Raw genomic sequence first — 16,252 nt, 5'->3', positions numbered from 1 at the left:
CGGTCGCACGAGGAAACGCCGATGTCCGTCACCCCGCCCCCTGACGGTGTCTACGCCGCCATCCACGCCGCCTCCCTCGCGGACCGGGAAGGATTCTGGCTGAAGGCCGCAGCGGCCATCGACTGGGACGCCGCGCCGAGCCGCGCCTTCGATGCCGAGCAGGGCGTCTACGGCCGCTGGTTCCCGGATGCCCGGCTCAATGTCTGCCGCAATGCCGTCGACCGGCACGCCGAGGGAGGCCGGGCCGACCAGGCCGCGATCATTCACGATTCGCCCGTCACCGGCACGAAGCGCACGATCACCTATCGGGATCTGCACGACGAGGTGGCCGTGCTCGCCGGCATCCTCGCCGATCTCGGCGTGGGCAAGGGCGACCGCGTCGTGATCTACATGCCGATGGTGCCCGAAGCCCTGTTCGGCATGCTGGCCTGTGCCCGGATCGGGGCGATCCACTCGGTGGTGTTCGGAGGCTTCGCCGCCAACGAACTCGCCGCGCGCATCGAGGACGCGGCACCGAAGGTGATCCTGGCCGCCTCCTGCGGCATCGAGCCGAGCCGCATCGTCGCCTACAAGCCGCTGCTCGATGCCGCCATCGCCCGCTCCAGCCACAAGCCGGACGCCTGCCTGATCCTGCAGCGGCCGCAAGAGGAGGCCGGCTTGGTCGAGGGCCGCGACCGGGACTGGGCGGAGAGCGTGGCGCGGGCGCGGCGGGCGGGGCACCGGGCCGAGCCGGTGCCGGTGGCGGCGACCGACCCGCTCTACATTCTCTATACCTCGGGCACGACCGGGCGGCCCAAGGGCGTGGTGCGCGACAGCGGCGGCTACTGCGTCGCGCTCGCGTGGTCGATGGCCAATCTCTACGGCGTACGCCCCGGCGAGGTGTATTTCTGCGCCTCCGATATCGGTTGGGTGGTGGGCCACTCCTACATCGTCTACGCACCGCTCCTGCACGGCTGCACCACGGTGCTCTACGAGGGCAAGCCGGTCGGCACGCCCGATGCCGGCGCCTTCTGGCGGGTCGCCGGTGAACACGGCGTCAGCACCCTGTTCACCGCGCCCACGGCTCTGCGCGCGATCAAGAAAGAGGACCCGCGGGCCGAGCGGATCGGCGGCTACGATCTGTCCCGGCTGCGCGCCCTGTTCCTGGCCGGCGAGCGGGCCGACCCGGATTCGGTCGCCTGGGCCGAGCGGGCGCTGGACCGGCCGGTGATCGACCATTGGTGGCAGACCGAGACCGGCTGGGCGATCGCCGGCAATCCTCTCGGTATCGAGCGGTTGCCGGTGAAGTACGGCTCCACCGCCAAGCCGATGCCGGGCTACGACCTCCACGTGCTCGACGAATCCGGCAAGCCGGTCCCTCCCGGCACGATGGGCACCATCGCCCTCAAGCTGCCGCTGCCGCCGGGCTGCCTGCCGACCCTGTGGGGCTCGGATGAGCGCTTTCGCCAGAGCTACCTCTCCACTTTCCCCGGCTACTACGACACCTCCGATGCGGGCGTGGTGGACGCGGACGGTTACGTCACGGTGCTGGGCCGCACCGACGACATCATCAACGTCGCCGGCCACCGCCTCTCCACCGGCGGCATGGAGGCGGTGCTCGCGTCCCACCCGGACGTCGCCGAATGCGCGGTGATCGGCATCCGCGATTCGCTGAAGGGCGAGGCGCCCTGCGGCTTCGTGGTGCTGAAGGCAGGCGTCGCCCGGGATGCGGAGACGATCGAGCGCGAGCTGATCGCCCGGGTGCGCGACGAGATCGGCCCCGTGGCCGCGTTCAAGCTCGCGGTGACCGTGGGGCGCCTGCCGAAGACGCGCTCGGGGAAGATCCTGCGCGGCACGATGAAGCGCATCGCCGACGGCGAGGATTTCTCCATGCCCCCGACCATCGAGGATCCGACCGCCCTGGAGGAGATCGGCGACAGCCTGAAGGCGCGCGGAATCGGCGGCTGACATCGTGGTTTCGAAAGGGCTTGCCCTTTCGCGGGTCCAGGGCGGAGCCCTGGAAGGAGGCCGGGGCTCCGCCCCGGCACCCCGGCAGAGGGATGATCCCTTTGCGATCCCGGATCTCGTCTCAGGCTCGGAACCGGGTCGCTGCGAGCAACAAGCGGTAGAGCACCAACGCGTTGAGAACGTGCCAGAGGAAATGCGTGCCGAGCGGCAGGCGGGCGCAGATGCCGGCATCGACCGTGCGGAAGGTCAGCGAGACGAGAAAGATCCCGGCGGTGGCGAGCACGGAACGGGCGGTGCCGGGTGCCCGCCTCAGGAGCGCGAGGCCGACGCCGAGGAGCGCCAGGATCGCCGGGGCGTAATCGATCGAGCCGTTGGTGAGGGCCGAGACGGAGCGCCCGGTCAGGGCGTCGAGGGCCGGCGTCAGGCCGAAGCTGAGGGCGGCGAAAGCCAGCGTGAGCGCGGTCGCCGCCGCCGGCCGGAAGCCGAAGAAGCGGGCCATGGCGAGGGCAAAATAGCCATAGATGAAGACGGCGATCGGGATCACGTCCGCCAGCATCGACCAGCGGTTGGCCAGGGTGTGGAACAGGAACGAGCCGATCCCCACCACGACGGTCACGGCGGCGAGCGCCAGGACCGCGCCGTCGCCACGGGCGCGCCGTGCCGCGAGCCCGGCCGCGATGGGGAAGGCGGCGTTGGTCAGCGCATTGACCGGTTCGGCCCAGAAGCCAGGGTCACCGCGCTCGCAATAGGCCCGCACCGGCTCGAACCACGACGCGTCCATTGGTGATCTCCCCTCGCCGCCGCCTTGCCAGGGCCGCGCGAAGGCCCGATGACGAAGCCTTCTTCCGGCCGAGCCCAGCGCCCCATGCGGATCACCACCTGGAACGTCAATTCGATCAAGCAGCGGGTCGGTCACCTGCTGGGCTTCCTCGACGAGGCCAAGCCCGACGTGGTCTGCCTGCAGGAGTTGAAATGCCAGGACGCGTCCTTTCCCCGCGCGGAGATCGAGGCGGCGGGCTACGCGGTCGAGACGCTGGGGCAGAAGGCCTATAACGGCGTCGCCCTGCTGGTGCGCGCGCCGCTTCAGTACACGCAACTCCTGCGCGGCCTGCCCGGCGACGCCGAGGACGAGCAGGCCCGCTACATCGAGGCGCTGGTGCATGGCGAGGGCACGGCACCGGTGCGGATCGCCTCGATCTACCTGCCCAACGGCAACCCGGCCCCGGGGCCGAAATACAGCTACAAGCTCGCCTTCATGGCCCGTCTGCGGGCGCATGCTCGCGCCCTGATGGCGACCGAGGAGGCGCTGGTGCTGGCGGGCGACTTCAACGTCATCCCCGAGCCCGAGGACGCCGCCGACCCGACCGCTTGGACGCAGGACGCGCTGTTCCTGCCCGAGACCCGCCGGGCCTTCCGCGCGCTGCTCGCCGAAGGTTTCACCGATGGCTTACGCGCCTGTGAACCGAGCGCCGGCCTCTACACCTTCTGGGACTATCAGGCCGGCTGCTGGCCCCGGAATCAGGGCATCCGCATCGACCACCTGCTGCTCTCACCCCAGGCTGCCGACCGCCTCGTCTCGGCCTCGGTGCAGCGGCATCTGCGCGGGCTGGAAAAGCCGTCGGACCACGTGCCGGTGACGGTTGAGCTGAGCGACGGGTGATTGAGCTCCCATCAGAGGTAGCGGCGCGCTTGCTCTCGGAGATGATTGATGGAACTCGGCGAGCTTGAACGCCTGAGCGGACACCATCTGGTGTCCGGCTTCGATGCGGGGCCGGCCGATCAACGCGGACAGGCTTTATGGTTGCGGGAGCGAGGGCTCGCCAACGATCGGCAGGGTCTCACACGGGTTTTCGTCGCTACTCTGACAGGGACGTTGCAAGTGGGGGCGTTCTTCGGCTTGGCTCCGAGCGTCGTTGTCCGGGCCGAACTGCCCCGAAGGCTCCGCCCCCACGGAACACCGCTGGCCATCCCCGCTTGGCTCATCGCGCGCCTCGCCGTCGATCGCCGCGTTCAAGGACGCGGCTTTGGACGCGATTTGATGCTGGCAGCGCTCAGTCGCATAGTCGTTGCGCACGAGCATCGCGGTGGAGCCCTCGTCAGCGTCGATGCCGTCGGCGAGAAGGCGCGACGGCTCTACGCTCATTACGGGTTCGTCCCGATCAGCGATGCCGGTGAGGACACCGTTCGGATGGCGGTGCCGATGGCGACGATCGCGGCCTTGCTGCGCACGCCGTGACGATCCACCGTCCGGCAGTTATTTCCAGCGCCGCTGCGCCACCTCGCGCCGGAGTTCGTCCGAGACCTCGGGCGGTTTGTCGAGGAGTGTGAGCAGGGAGTCGAAAGTCTGTTCCGAGACAAGCGTCACGATACCGGTGTCCTGCACGGACTGTTCGATCGCCTGATACTCGGGACGCCGACGGACACGCTCTCGCGATCCGCCGCCTAAGGCAAGGCGGCGGGCACGGATACGGCCTGTTGTGCGAGCACGCTTCTTCATCGGATTCACGGGCGTAAATCTACACCCGCGCGCGCCCGCCGACCATAGACGTGCCGGGAATTTCCCGCGTCGGGGCGGTTGCCTCAGCGCCGCCGCCGGGTCGAGCCCGTGGGCAACGACTGGGCCTGCGCCATCGCGTCCGCCCGGTCGGCCTCGCTCGCCGAGGCCCAGGCCTTGTCGTAGAGATTGACGATCCAGCTGTCCGCCGCGCCCTGAGCGCCGGTGCGGGCGATGGCGAGCCATGTCAGACCCTTGACGGTCTGGCGCTGCACGCCGGTGCCGTTGACGAGCATGTCGCCGAGTAGCGCCTGGGCCGGGCGATGTCCCTTCTCGGCGGCGAGGTTGAACCAGCGCGCGGCCTTGCGCGGATCCTGCTCGACGCCGGTGCCGTCGAGGTAGAGCCGGGCGAGGTTGTACTGCGCGTTGGGGTCGCCGAAATACGACGCCGCGTAGTTGAACATGTCGTAGGCGCGCTCGGCGTTCGGGCGCACGTAAGTGCCCTTGATCCCCTCGAGGAAGTAGGTGCCGAGCGCGTTGAAGGCGCTCGCCACCACGCCGGAATTCGGGGTGTCGGGCGAGTCGTCGGTGTTGTCGTCGGCGATGCGCGAGAAGTACTCGAACGCCTTGAGGTCGTCGTGGGGCACGCCGTCGCCGTCCGCGTACATGCGGCCGAGCTTCCACAGCGCCAGGGTCTGGCCCTGGTCGGCGGCGTATTCGAGTGCGCGGACGGCGCCCTGCTTGTCGCCCGCGTTGTAGTCGCGCACGCCCGAGCGCAGGGCGTCGCGGCCCGATCGGTAGCCCTTCTCGGGGACCGGCGTGCGCGCGGTCGCGTCGAGCGCCGTGCCGGGATCGACGGCGGCGATCGCGAGCGAAAACCCCAGAAATCCAGCGAGCAGACCCGCGCGGAGCCGACCTAGATCGACCCCGGCCGGCCGCTCGGGCCGGAAAGGGACGGTCCTAGATATCGGCATAGCTCTGCGTCTCCCTGGCGCCGCCCGGATGGGTCACGGCGCCGTTCACCGCAGGCCCGACGGTCTGCGCATATTTCCAGAGGTAACCGGAGGTCGCGGAATTGCCCCGCGGCGTCCACGCGGCCCGGCGCTGGGCGAGCTCCTCGTCGGAGAGCGCCACGTCGAGCGTGCCCTTGATCGCGTCGAGCGTGATAATGTCGCCGTCGCGCAGCAGACCGATCGGTCCGCCGATGGCGGCCTCGGGGCCGACATGTCCGACGCAGAAGCCGCGGGTCGCGCCGGAGAAGCGCCCGTCGGTGATGAGCGCCACCTTGTCGCCCATGCCCTGGCCGTAGAGGGCGGCGGTGGTCGAGAGCATCTCGCGCATGCCGGGGCCTCCCTTCGGGCCCTCGTAGCGGATGACCAGAACTTCACCGGGCTTGTAGGTGCGGTTCTGCACCGCCTCGAAACAGGCCTCCTCGCCGTCGAACACGCGGGCCGGGCCGGTGAAGACCTGGCTTTCCGCCGGCATTCCGGCGACCTTCACGATCGCCCCCTCGGGTGCGAGGTTGCCCTTGAGGCCGACCACGCCGCCGGTGACGGTGATGGGCTGATCGGCCGGGCGCACCACGTCCTGATCCGGGTTCCAGGCGACCTTGGCGAGGTTTTCCGCGATCGTGCGGCCGGTCACCGTCAGGCAATCGCCGTGCAGAAAACCGTGGTCGAGCAGGGTCTTCATCAGCAGCGGGATGCCGCCGACCTCGAACATGTCCTTGGCCACATACCGCCCGCCGGGCTTCAGGTCGGCGATGTAGGGTGTCTTGCGGAAGATCTCGGCGACGTCGAACAGGGTGAACTCGATGCCGCACTCGTGCGCGATCGCCGGCAGGTGCAGGGCCGCGTTGGTCGAGCCGCCGGAGGCCGCCACCGTCGCGGCGGCGTTCTCGAGCGCCTTGCGGGTGACGATGTCGCGCGGGCGGATGTTCTTGGCGATCAGCTCCATCACCTTCTCGCCGGCGGCGGCGCAGAATTGGTCGCGGATCTCGTAAGGGGCGGGCGCGCCGGCCGAGTAGGGCAGCGCGAGGCCGATCGCCTCGGAGACGGTGGCCATGGTGTTGGCGGTGAACTGCGCACCGCAGGCCCCGGCCGAGGGGCAGGCGACCCGCTCCAGCTCGTCGAGGTCATCGAGGCTCATGTCGCCGACGGCGACCTTGCCGACCGCCTCGAACAGGTCCTGCACGGTGACCGGCCGGCCGCGGAAGGATCCGGGCAGGATCGAGCCGCCGTAGATGAAGATCGAGGGCACGTTGAGGCGCACCATCGCCATCATCATGCCGGGCAAGGATTTGTCGCAGCCGGCCAAGCCGACCAGGGCGTCGTAGGAATGGCCGCGGATGGTCAGCTCCACCGAGTCGGCGATGACCTCGCGCGACGGCAGCGAGGCGCGCATGCCGCCGTGCCCCATGGCGATGCCATCGGTGACGGTGATGGTGCAGAACTCGCGCGGGGTGCCGTGGGCGGCGGCGACGCCCTTCTTCACGGCCTGGGCCTGGCGCATCAGCGAGATGTTGCAGGGCGCGGCCTCGTTCCAGCACGAGGCGACGCCGACCAGCGGCTGATGGATCTGCTCGGTGGTCAGGCCCATGGCGTAGAGGTACGAGCGGTGCGGCGCGCGCTCGGGGCCTTCCGTCACGTGCCGACTCGGCAGCTTCGACTTATCGGTCTGACGCGCGTCCATCGCTGATCTCGTGCCCCGGTCCCGTTACGCCCCCGAGGCCGCGCCGCCCGCTACGGCTTCGCGCGGAAAAACGTCCTTCGACGCCCTCGAAACTCCGCGGTAAGGCGTTGGAGCGACAGCGTTTACCGCGACCCCGGAAGTCGTCCCGGTTTATGGTGGGATTGCGGCGCTCAAAGGCACAGCTCAAGGCAAAGTCAGGTTGCTTTCGCGGTGTGTCGGGACCGCAACAGCCGAGCTTAGGCCGGCTTCGGGAAGACTTTGCACGGTCAACGTGCATTCACCCTCCCGCGGTCCCGCGAGGGGGTGATTTTCCCGGCCGAAATTCCGGATGTCCTCGCCCCTGCAATGCGAGATCTGCCGGTGCGGCGACGGCCACGATCAACGCGCCGGATCAGTATCCGCGGCGACGGCTTAGATCGACACCTAGGACCCGCCGCCGGCAATATTGCCAGGACCGATGCCTTGCATCGCAGTGAGGCCGTTGCGCCGCGTCGAACGGGTTCAGCGCGGGGGAATCACAGGATCGGGGACGCTCGCCTCGATCAGGCGGTCGCTCTCGTCCTTCAGGTTGACGCCCGTCAGCCCGCGGGAAAAGGCCTGGGTCAGCAGCCAGTCCAGCTTGAACGCGGCGAGCTCGAAACTGAGGCCCGCCGGGCGGACGTTCGAGATACAGTTTCGCTCCGCATCCGAGCGCCCGGGCCTGGGATCGAAGGTGACGTAGAGGCCGAGGCTGTCGGGCGAGGACAGGCCGGGGCGCTCGCCGATCACCACCACCACCGCGCGGGCCCGCAGTGCAGCCCCGGCCATGTCCCCCAGCGCGACCCGGGCCTGCGTAGCGATGGTCACCGGAGCGAGGCGCCAGCCGGCCCGCTCGGCATGGGGCTTGAAGGCGGCGAGCAGCGCGGCCGCGCCCTCGTGGACCGCGCGGGCCGAGAGGCCGTCGGCGACGACCAGAGCGAGGTCGACGGGCCCGTCCGCGGAATCGGAGAGGGCCTTCAGGCTCTCCGGCGAGAGGCGGCGCCCGTAATCGGGGCGGCGCAGATAGGTCGCGCGGTCCTCCGCGCCGGAGGTCACGGTCACGGTCGGCCAGCCCAGAGCCTCGACGGCCTCCGCGATCGCGGCGGCATCCATCGGCGTGTGGACGGCGTCGCGCGCCTGGGCGTGGGCGAGACCGAACTTCAGCACCTCGCGGGTCGGCAGGCCGGCGCCGGCGCGGCCGAGGCCGATCCGGGCGGGGGTGAGGCGGGCGAGCCGCTGCCAGAGGGGATCGGTCTGCGTGCTCATGCGGCCAGCTCCGGGGCGGCGGTGAGCAGGCGGGCCTCGGCCCCGCCGGGCAGAAGCGCGCCGTTCGCGTCGGTGAGACCGATCCGGGCGAGCCATTCCTCGAATTCGGGCGCCCGCCTCAGGCCCAGCACCTCACGGATGTAGAGCTGATCGTGGAAGGAGGTGGACTGGTAGTTCAGCATCACGTCGTCGGCACCGGGAATGCCCATCACGTAGGTGCAGCCCGCCGCCCCGAGCAGGGTCAGCAGCGTGTCCATGTCGTCCTGATCGGCCTCGGCATGGTTGGTGTAGCAGACGTCGACCCCGAGCGGCACGCCCATCAGCTTGCCGCAGAAATGATCTTCCAGCCCGGCGCGGATGATCTCCTTGCCGTTGTAGAGATATTCCGGGCCGATGAAGCCGACCACGGTGTTGACCAGGAGCGGCCGGTAGCGCCGGGCGACGGCGTAGGCGCGCGCCTCCAGGGTCTGCTGGTCGATGCCGTGATGGGCGTCGGCCGAGAGCGCCGAACCCTGGCCGGTCTCGAAATACATCACGTTGTCGCCGAGCGTGCCGCGCTTGAGCGCGAGCGCCGCCTCATGCGCCTCCTGCAGGATCGGCAGCGTGACGCCGAAGCTGGCATTGGCCCGCTGCGTCCCCGCGATCGACTGGAACACCAGATCGACCGGCAGGCCGCGATTCATCGCATCGAGCGTGGTGGTGACGTGGGTGAGCACGCAGGCCTGGGTCGGAATTTCCAGTCGGCCGATGATGCTGTCGAACAGGCTGAGCAGGCTGGCCATGGTCTGGATCGAATCGGAGACCGGGTTGATGCCGATCACCGCATCGCCGCAGCCATAGGCGAGACCGTCGAGGATCGAGGCGGTGACGCCCGCCGGATCATCGGTCGGATGGTTGGGCTGGAGCCGCACCGCGAGCGTCCCGGGCAGGCCGATCGTGTTGCGAAACCGCGTGACCACCCGGCACTTGCGGGCGACCAGGATCAGATCCTGATTGCGCATGATCTTGCTCACCGCCGCGGCGATCTCCGGCGTCACGCCCGGCGCAATACGCGCCAGGGTCTCGGACGAGGCCGTGAGCAGGAACTCGCGGAAATCCCCGACCGTCAGACCGGCGATCTCGGCAAAAGCCGTCTCGTTGTGGTCGTCGAGAATCAGGCGGGTGACGTCGTCCTCCTCGTAGGGAATCAGCGGACGCGACAGGATCTCCCTGAGCGGCACCTCGGCGAGGCACCAGCGCGCGGCCATGTTCTCCTCGGCCGATTCGGCGGCGATGCCCGCCAGGCAGTCGCCGGAGCGCACCGGGGTCGCCTTCGCCATCAGCGTCGCCAGATCGGCGAAGACGTGGGTTCTGGGACCGACGGTGTGGCGATAGGGCATCGACTGGCTCCTTGGCCTCGCCCGACAGGATGCAAGGATCGGCCGCCCTGTCGAGGTGATTTGCTGCGGGACGATATGCTGCGGCGCCTTGGCGTCCGCTCCCGCCGCGCGGCCAAGCAAGATCGGCGCCTGACCGGGCGCGCGAGCGAGTGCGCCGAGACGATCAACCCCGGGAAGACGAATCGCTCGAGATGTGACTATTTCATCGCAGTTCGAGCGTAACGGTGCCCGGGCCTCACCATCCGGCGAAGCTGTCTGGAAGACGACCCGAAGACGCCGTCGCGAAGGGGTCTTCCGCTCGGCCACGGCTTGGCCGCACCGAGGGCGCCGTTGGCCTGCCGCCGTTCGGCGGATTTCGCCGGCCGTCGAGGCAGATTTCCGTGGGGTTCCAGCGTTTCATCCTTTCGCTCCCTCACTTTCGTGTCAGATTGGGCATTATTTCGCTTGCCTGCATGCCTGGCATACCAAATAATGCATACCAATGCCTGGGAGGAGACCGGCCCTCGGATCCGACCGGCAGAGGAAGGAATCGCAACAACCCTGCACTGACGCTTCTCAAGAGCAACACGCCTAACCTACACAACAAGCCTTCACGTCTGTGCAGGCACGAGGGAGCACGCTCATGGCACTATCGTCTACTGCCCCGGATCAACCGGTCGTATCGTCGAACCGATGGCTTCAAATTGTCCTTGGTGTCGTCTGCATGGTGGCTGCGGCCAACATTCAGTACGCCTGGACCCTGTTCGTCCCTGAAATTCAGAAAACCTTCGGCTGGGATCGCGCCGCGATCCAGGTCGCCTTCACGATCTTCGTCGTCGTCCAGACCTGGCTGACCCCGATCGAGGGCTACTTCATCGACAAGTACGGCCCGAGCCGTGTCGTGATGTTCGGCGGTCTGATGACCGGCGCGGCCTGGGTCGTGAACTCCTACGCGACCTCGCTGAGCGGGTTCTATCTCGGCTCCGTCCTCGGCGGCATCGGCGTCGGCTGCGTCTACGCCACCTGCATCAACAACGCCCTGAAGTGGTTCCCGGACAAGCGCGGCCTCGCCGTCGGTCTCACCGCGGGCGGCTACGGCGCGGGCTCGGCGCTGACGATCATCCCGATCGCCAAGATGATCGATGCCGGCAGCTACGCCCAGGCCTTCTTCACCTTCGGCCTGATCCAGGGCTCGGTCATCATCCTGGCCTCCCTGTTCATGCGCTCGCCGGCCAAGGACGAGGTCAAGTTCTCGACCAAGGTTCTGCAGACCCGCCGCGACTACACCCTCGGTGAGGCCCTGCGCACGCCGGTCTTCTACGTCATGCTGCTCATGTTCACCTGCACGGTGACCGGCGGCCTGATGGCCGTGGCGCAGCTCGGCGTCATCGCGACCGACCTCGGCGTGAAGAACTTCCAGGTGAACCTGTACTTCTTCGCCATGGCGGCGCTGCCCTTCGCCCTGATGCTCGACCGCGTCATGAACGGCATCTCGCGTCCGCTGTTCGGCTGGATCTCCGACCGGATCGGCCGCGAGAAGACGATGTTCATCGCCTTCGCGATGGAAGGCATCGGCATCGTGGCGCTGGGTTACTTCGGCTCCAACCCCTGGGCCTTCGTGATCCTGTCCGGCATCGTGTTCCTGGCCTGGGGCGAAGTGTACTCGCTGTTCAGCGCCACCGCCGCGGACACCTTCGGCTCGAAGCACATCGGCAAGATCTACGGCGTCCTCTACTGCGCCAAGGGTTTCGCCGCGCTGTTCGTGCCGGTCGGCAACCTGATCATGCAGGCGACGGGTACCTGGTCGACGGTGCTCTACACCGTGGCGACGATGGACCTGATCGCGGCGGCGCTGGCGGTGGCCGTCCTGCGGCCGATGCTGAAGCAGCACCACCTCAACAACAACGCGGCGGTGCCGAACGCGGCCCTCGCCCACGCCTGATCATGCCCCTCCGGTCCCCCGGGACCGGAGACCGAGGTTCGGAGAGCCCCGCCGGAAACGGTGGGGCTTTCCTTTTTGGAAGCGGGCTGCCGGCGGGCTCAGGCCCGGGCCCCTCGTCCGACGCGGGGCGCTCGGCCGCGTCGGCGCGGCAGCCACGCACGAACCGGCGAGTCGTTCAGAAAAGAATTCGGACAAAGAAAAAGGCCCCGTCTCCGGAGCCTTGGTCTCATCGTCCATCTGCGTCTGGCGGAGATGGTGGGCGCGACAGGGATCGAACCTGTGACCCCTACCATGTCAAGGTAGTGCTCTCCCGCTGAGCTACGCGCCCCGGCAGGTCTTCCGGGTGGCCCCGGCGTCCTGCGAGGCCGCGGCTATAGCCGGTGCCGGCCGGCTCCGCAAGCGGGACCTTGGCGGAATCTGACACCATTCGTCGAAAGGCGCGGGGCGCCGCCCGCGCGACGGCGTCCCCATTGCACCCGAGCGGCAAAAATCGGCTAAGACAGCGCGGCGGAACGTAGGGTCGCCGCTCCGGCGCCGGCACGGCGGCCTCATGACGTCTCGACGAGGCGCGCGCGGCCGGCGCACAGGGTGGCACAGACCGAGCGTACGGACCGGCACGGGACCGAGGACGGCAAGCAAGGATGCGGTTTCTCCTATCGTCCGACGAGGGCGACGTGATCCGGGGCTGGGTGGTGCCGGACAACCCGCAGGCGATCAGCCGGGTCTCCGTCTGCATCGAGGGCCGCCGGGTGGCGGAGGTCTCCGCGATCCACTCCGACCCGAACTTCATCAAGTTCGGCTGGCACGCGACCGGCCAGTGCCATTTCGAGATCCGCGAGACCGACGTGCCGGGTCTGGCCGGAATCGAGCGGCTCGAGATCTACGACGTCGACACCAACGTGCTGATCTACCGGCGGCTGCCGCGCGAGGGCCTGACCGACAAGAAGGTCATCCTGCTCAACGGGCATATCCGCCCGGAGACGGTGATCCAGACCGCGCTCTACCCCTATTTCCGGCAATCGTATTTCGGGATCGGCCGGTTTCCGGACGAGATCCTGCGGGCGATGTTCGACACCGTGACGCTCGATTCCTGCCTGATGGCCGGTTCGATCATCTTCCCGCGCTACGAGGGGCACTTCGTCCAGAGCGGCGCGCTCACCATGCTGCTCGTCCACGATCCCTTCGTGGAGTTGGCCAGCCGCCTGTACTGGCTGCGCGAGCGGGCGAGCATCGCCGCCAACGCGGACCAGCAATGGCGCCTCGGCAACCTCGTCGAGGCGGCGGCCTTCACTCTCGATTACGATTTCACCGACGTGAAGAGCCTGAAGCGGCTGTTCCGGATGATGCCGGAGCCGGCCTATCACCTGCTCTACAACCCCCTGACCCGCCAGCTCAGCACCCACGTGCCGGAGGACCGGCTGATGCCGGGCAGTTCCATCATCGCCGTCGAGGTTCTGTCGCGCATCGACGTCGTCGGCCACCGCGACTACTTCGAGGCCTTCATGGCCTCGGTGTTCCACCATATCGGGATCGAGGCCCCGCTACCGCTGCCGCTGCCGATCCCGAACGAGACGCTGGCGCTCGCCGAGCTGCTGCGCGGGATGCGGTTCGCCCGCGACATGGTCGTCTACGATACGGTGCTGAGCGACGCGGTGCGGGCATCCGTCTCGAAGAACTGGGAGGCCTGAGCGGCGATGGCGGAGCGGGCCGGGCCCCAGGCGAGGCTCACGTCGCCGCTCGAGCCGACGCTCGCAGGCCGTCCGCTGCCGGCGACGGGCGCGGACGGAGCCGACTTGCGCATCGATCTTGCCGGCGCCGGCCTCGGCGGTGCCTGGGTCAGCGTGACGTGGCGCGATGCCGGCAGCGGCGGCATTGCCCGCGCCCTCCTCAGCGCGGTCTCGGGCGACGGTGCGAGCGTGGCGCTGGTCGAGGAGCCGCTCGGCGGCGACGCCTTCGCCTGGACCGGCCGGCTGCCGTCGGATGTCGCGACCTTGCGTCTGACGGCCCTGTCGCGGACCGACCCCTTCCGGCTGCATGCCATCACGATCGCCCGCCGCGGACGTCTCGGAATCGTCGCGCGGGCCGGCCTGCGCCAGCCCGGCCTGACCGCGCAAGCGGTCTACTGGCGCGTCCTCGGGCTGAAGGTCCGCGCCCGCGGGATGATCGCGCGCGCGCTCGCGCACCGGGCCGAGACCGGCTACGCCGCCTGGATCGCGCGGTTCGACCGGCTCACGACGGCGGAGCGCGCGCGGATCCGCGCCGAGATCGCGGGCTGGGAGGCGCGCCCGCTCATCTCCGTCCTGATGCCCGTGCACGATCCCGATCCGCGCGTGCTGGAGGCGGCGATCCGCTCGGTGCGCAGCCAGATCTACCCGGCCTGGGAACTCTGCATCGCCGACGACGCCTCCACCGATCCGCGCATCCCGCGGCTGATCGCCCGCCACGCGCGCGAGGAGCCGCGCATCCGCTGCGTACGCCGGCCGGAGAACGGCCACATCGCCCGCGCGACCAACGAGGCCCTGAGCCTCGCGAGCGGCGCCTACGCCGCCTTCCTCGACCACGACGACCTCCTCGCCGAGAACGCCCTGTTCGAGGTGGCCGCGGCGGTGCGGGCCGACCCGGACCTGGAGCTGATCTACACCGACGAGGACAAGGTCGACGGCCGCGGCCGCCGCTTCGAGCCGCATTTCAAGGCGGGCTACGACCGCGAGCTGCTGTGGGCCCAGAACTACGTGAACCATCTCTGCGTGGTCCGCACGGAGACGCTGCGCCGGCTCGGCGGCCTACGGCCCGGCTTCGAGGGAAGCCAGGATCACGACCTGCTTCTGCGCCTGACCGAGGGGCTCGACCGCGCCCGCGTGCGCCACCTCCCCAAGGTTCTCTATCACTGGCGGGCGGCGGCCGGCTCCGGCACCTTCTCCGACCGGGCGCTCGCGCGGGCCGAGGATGCCCGCCTGCGGGCGCTCGCCGAGGTGGCTTCGCGCCGGGGCGCCCGGGCCGAGCGCGGAGAGCAGGGATTCAACCGGCTGGTGCGCCCCCTGCCGGAACCGCCGCCCCTCGTCTCGGTCGTGATTCCGACCCGCGACCGGGCGGAACTGCTCGGCGTCGTCCTCGACGGGCTGTTCGCGCGCACCGACTACCCGGCGCTCGACGTCGTCGTCGTCGACAACGGCAGCACCGAGCCGGCGACGCGGGATCTGTTCGCGCGCTACGCCGCAGAGCCGCGCCTGCGCGTGCTGTCCGCGCCGGGTCCGTTCAACTTCTCCGATCTGTCGAATCGCGGCGCGGCGGCGGCGCGGGGATCGATCCTTCTGTTCCTCAACAACGACATCGAGGTGCTGGAGCCGGGCTGGCTCACCGAACTCGCCGCGATCGCGAGCGACCCGGAGATCGGCGCGGTCGGCGCGAAACTCCTCTACCCCGACGGCACGATCCAGCACGGCGGGATCGTCCTCGGCATCGGCGGCATCGCCGGCCACAGCCATCTCGGCCTGCCGGGCGACGCGCCGGGCTACTTCGCGCGGATGATGCTCTCGCAGGAGGCTTCGGCGGTGACCGGCGCCTGCCTCGCGACGCGGGCCGACGTCTTCTCCGAGGTCGGCGGCTTCGACGCCGCGCATCTGGCGGTCGCCTTCAACGACGTGGATCTGTGCCTCAGGATCCGCGCGGCGGGGTACCGCATCGTCTGGACGCCGCATGCCCGCCTCGTCCACCACGAATCGAAGAGCCGGGGCGCCGAGGACACCCCGGAGAAGTGCGCCCGCTTCGAGGCCGAGTCGCGGGTGATGCGCGAGCGTTGGGAGCCGGTCCTGCGGGCCGACCCGTACTACAATCCGAATTTTTCCCGGGCCGCGGCGCATTACCGGCTGTAGATCGCCCTCCAGCGACCACCGCGCGACCGCCGCGCGGGGCGCCGGTTTGCGCAGGCCTCGAACCGGGCTACACTGCACCGCAACAAACCGGACCTGATCCGGTCGGCCGAGCGGGGACATCGATGCGCATCGCGATGATAGGCTCGGGCTATGTCGGCTTGGTCTCGGGCGCCTGCCTGGCCGATTTCGGCCACGAGGTCGTCTGCATCGACAAGGATCCGGACAAGATCGCCGCCCTCAACGAGGGCCGCATGCCGATCTACGAGCCCGGCCTCGACACCCTGGTGGCCGAAAACGTCCGCCAGAGGCGGCTGGCCTTCTCCACCGATCTCAAGCCCGCCGTCGCGCAGGCCCAGGCCGTGTTCATCGCCGTCGGCACGCCGTCCCGCCGCGGCGACGGCTTTGCCGACCTCTCCTACGTCTACGCCGCGGCACGTGAGATCGCCGAGGCGCTCACCGGCTATGCCGTGGTCGTCACCAAGTCGACCGTGCCGGTCGGCACCGGCGACGAGGTCGAGCGCATCCTGCGCGAGGCCCGCCCCGACCTCGATGTCGGCGTCGCCTCCAATCCCGAATTCCTGCGCGAGGGCGCCGCCATCGGCGACTTCAAGCGCCCCGACCGCATCGTCATCGGCGCCGAGGATGCCCGCGCGGCGGCCGTGAT

Annotated in this window: 13 protein-coding genes and 1 tRNA gene; 7 read left to right on the top strand and 7 right to left on the bottom strand. The window is 69.3% G+C overall.

Annotated features, from left to right (window positions below):
- Window positions 1–21: 21 nt before the first annotated feature.
- Entirely contained in the window at window positions 22–1,947 is a 1,926-nt protein-coding gene (locus HNR01_RS23710; protein WP_183670249.1) for a propionyl-CoA synthetase, read from the top strand.
- Between the two features lie 121 nt (window positions 1,948–2,068).
- On the opposite strand, the gene HNR01_RS23705 is transcribed toward HNR01_RS23710, so the two are convergent.
- Entirely contained in the window at window positions 2,069–2,728 is a 660-nt protein-coding gene (locus tag HNR01_RS23705; RefSeq protein WP_183670247.1) for a ceramidase domain-containing protein, read from the bottom strand.
- 84 nt (window positions 2,729–2,812) lie between these two features.
- Between HNR01_RS23705 and xth the strand changes: the two genes are divergently transcribed.
- Together xth and HNR01_RS23695 are read left to right on the top strand one after the other, a co-directional pair.
- Window positions 2,813–3,607, top strand: coding sequence for an exodeoxyribonuclease III (gene xth / locus HNR01_RS23700; RefSeq protein WP_183670245.1), 795 nt, complete (start codon window positions 2,813–2,815; stop codon window positions 3,605–3,607).
- 48 nt (window positions 3,608–3,655) lie between these two features.
- On the top strand, window positions 3,656–4,183 hold the full coding sequence (locus tag HNR01_RS23695) for a GNAT family N-acetyltransferase (protein ID WP_183670244.1): 528 nt from the start codon (window positions 3,656–3,658) through the stop codon (window positions 4,181–4,183).
- A gap of 18 nt (window positions 4,184–4,201) precedes the next feature.
- Here HNR01_RS23695 and HNR01_RS23690 read toward each other — a convergent pair whose 3' ends face one another.
- The 5 genes from HNR01_RS23690 to HNR01_RS23670 all read right to left on the bottom strand — a co-directional run bounded on the left by HNR01_RS23690 (window position 4,202) and on the right by HNR01_RS23670 (window position 9,795).
- Entirely contained in the window at window positions 4,202–4,453 is a 252-nt protein-coding gene (locus tag HNR01_RS23690; RefSeq protein WP_183670242.1) for a hypothetical protein, read from the bottom strand.
- A 74-nt stretch (window positions 4,454–4,527) separates the two neighbouring features.
- Window positions 4,528–5,415, bottom strand: a complete 888-nt coding sequence (locus tag HNR01_RS23685; RefSeq protein WP_017485308.1) for a tetratricopeptide repeat protein — start codon at window positions 5,413–5,415, stop codon at window positions 4,528–4,530.
- Window positions 5,402–7,132, bottom strand: coding sequence for a dihydroxy-acid dehydratase (gene ilvD / locus HNR01_RS23680; protein WP_017485307.1), 1,731 nt, complete (start codon window positions 7,130–7,132; stop codon window positions 5,402–5,404). The genes HNR01_RS23685 and ilvD overlap by 14 nt, the downstream gene beginning before the upstream one ends.
- A gap of 501 nt (window positions 7,133–7,633) precedes the next feature.
- Complete coding sequence (gene eutC, locus HNR01_RS23675; RefSeq protein WP_153875568.1) at window positions 7,634–8,416, bottom strand: ethanolamine ammonia-lyase subunit EutC; 783 nt, start codon at window positions 8,414–8,416, stop codon at window positions 7,634–7,636.
- Window positions 8,413–9,795, bottom strand: coding sequence for an ethanolamine ammonia-lyase subunit EutB (locus tag HNR01_RS23670; protein WP_183670240.1), 1,383 nt, complete (start codon window positions 9,793–9,795; stop codon window positions 8,413–8,415). The genes eutC and HNR01_RS23670 overlap by 4 nt, the downstream gene beginning before the upstream one ends.
- A gap of 622 nt (window positions 9,796–10,417) precedes the next feature.
- On the opposite strand from HNR01_RS23670, the gene oxlT reads away from it, so the two are divergent.
- Window positions 10,418–11,716: an oxalate/formate MFS antiporter gene (gene oxlT, locus HNR01_RS23665; RefSeq protein ID WP_026105645.1), complete on the top strand. Its 1,299-nt coding sequence runs from the start codon at window positions 10,418–10,420 to the stop codon at window positions 11,714–11,716.
- A gap of 253 nt (window positions 11,717–11,969) precedes the next feature.
- Here oxlT and HNR01_RS23660 read toward each other — a convergent pair.
- Window positions 11,970–12,044: transfer RNA gene (locus tag HNR01_RS23660), tRNA-Val, on the bottom strand.
- A gap of 313 nt (window positions 12,045–12,357) precedes the next feature.
- On the opposite strand from HNR01_RS23660, the gene HNR01_RS23655 reads away from it, so the two are divergent.
- The 3 genes from HNR01_RS23655 to HNR01_RS23645 form a co-directional block, all read left to right on the top strand.
- A complete protein-coding gene (locus HNR01_RS23655; RefSeq protein ID WP_096484897.1) occupies window positions 12,358–13,404 on the top strand; it encodes a hypothetical protein in 1,047 nt (348 codons plus the stop codon).
- A 6-nt stretch (window positions 13,405–13,410) separates the two neighbouring features.
- Window positions 13,411–15,588 carry a glycosyltransferase family 2 protein gene (locus tag HNR01_RS23650; RefSeq protein ID WP_183670238.1) on the top strand — a complete coding sequence of 726 codons (2,178 nt, stop codon included), beginning with the start codon at window positions 13,411–13,413 and terminating at the stop codon, window positions 15,586–15,588.
- A 122-nt stretch (window positions 15,589–15,710) separates the two neighbouring features.
- Window positions 15,711–16,252: nucleotide sugar dehydrogenase (locus HNR01_RS23645; protein ID WP_183670236.1), on the top strand; the 542-nt coding region annotated here is incomplete at its 3' end.

It is taken from the genome of Methylorubrum rhodesianum, from assembly GCF_014199985.1.
Classification (GTDB): Bacteria; Pseudomonadota; Alphaproteobacteria; order Rhizobiales; family Beijerinckiaceae; genus Methylobacterium; species Methylobacterium rhodesianum.
The sequence above is the reverse complement of the archived record's forward strand: the minus strand, read 5'-3'. Positions and strand labels throughout refer to the sequence as shown.

Excerpts from the sequence above, each read along its gene's own strand:
- xth (WP_183670245.1), top strand. The coding sequence starts at position 2,813 with ATGCGGATCACCACCTGGAACGTCAATTCGATCAAGCAGCGGGTCGGT.
- HNR01_RS23705 (WP_183670247.1), bottom strand. The coding sequence starts at position 2,728 with ATGGACGCGTCGTGGTTCGAGCCGGTGCGGGCCTATTGCGAGCGCGGT.
- HNR01_RS23695 (WP_183670244.1), top strand. The coding sequence starts at position 3,656 with ATGGAACTCGGCGAGCTTGAACGCCTGAGCGGACACCATCTGGTGTCC.
- oxlT (WP_026105645.1), top strand. The coding sequence starts at position 10,418 with ATGGCACTATCGTCTACTGCCCCGGATCAACCGGTCGTATCGTCGAAC.
- HNR01_RS23685 (WP_017485308.1), bottom strand. The coding sequence starts at position 5,415 with ATGCCGATATCTAGGACCGTCCCTTTCCGGCCCGAGCGGCCGGCCGGG.
- HNR01_RS23650 (WP_183670238.1), top strand. The coding sequence starts at position 13,411 with ATGGCGGAGCGGGCCGGGCCCCAGGCGAGGCTCACGTCGCCGCTCGAG.
- HNR01_RS23655 (WP_096484897.1), top strand. The coding sequence starts at position 12,358 with ATGCGGTTTCTCCTATCGTCCGACGAGGGCGACGTGATCCGGGGCTGG.
- HNR01_RS23670 (WP_183670240.1), bottom strand. The coding sequence starts at position 9,795 with ATGCCCTATCGCCACACCGTCGGTCCCAGAACCCACGTCTTCGCCGAT.
- eutC (WP_153875568.1), bottom strand. The coding sequence starts at position 8,416 with ATGAGCACGCAGACCGATCCCCTCTGGCAGCGGCTCGCCCGCCTCACC.
- HNR01_RS23710 (WP_183670249.1), top strand. The coding sequence starts at position 22 with ATGTCCGTCACCCCGCCCCCTGACGGTGTCTACGCCGCCATCCACGCC.
- ilvD (WP_017485307.1), bottom strand. The coding sequence starts at position 7,132 with ATGGACGCGCGTCAGACCGATAAGTCGAAGCTGCCGAGTCGGCACGTG.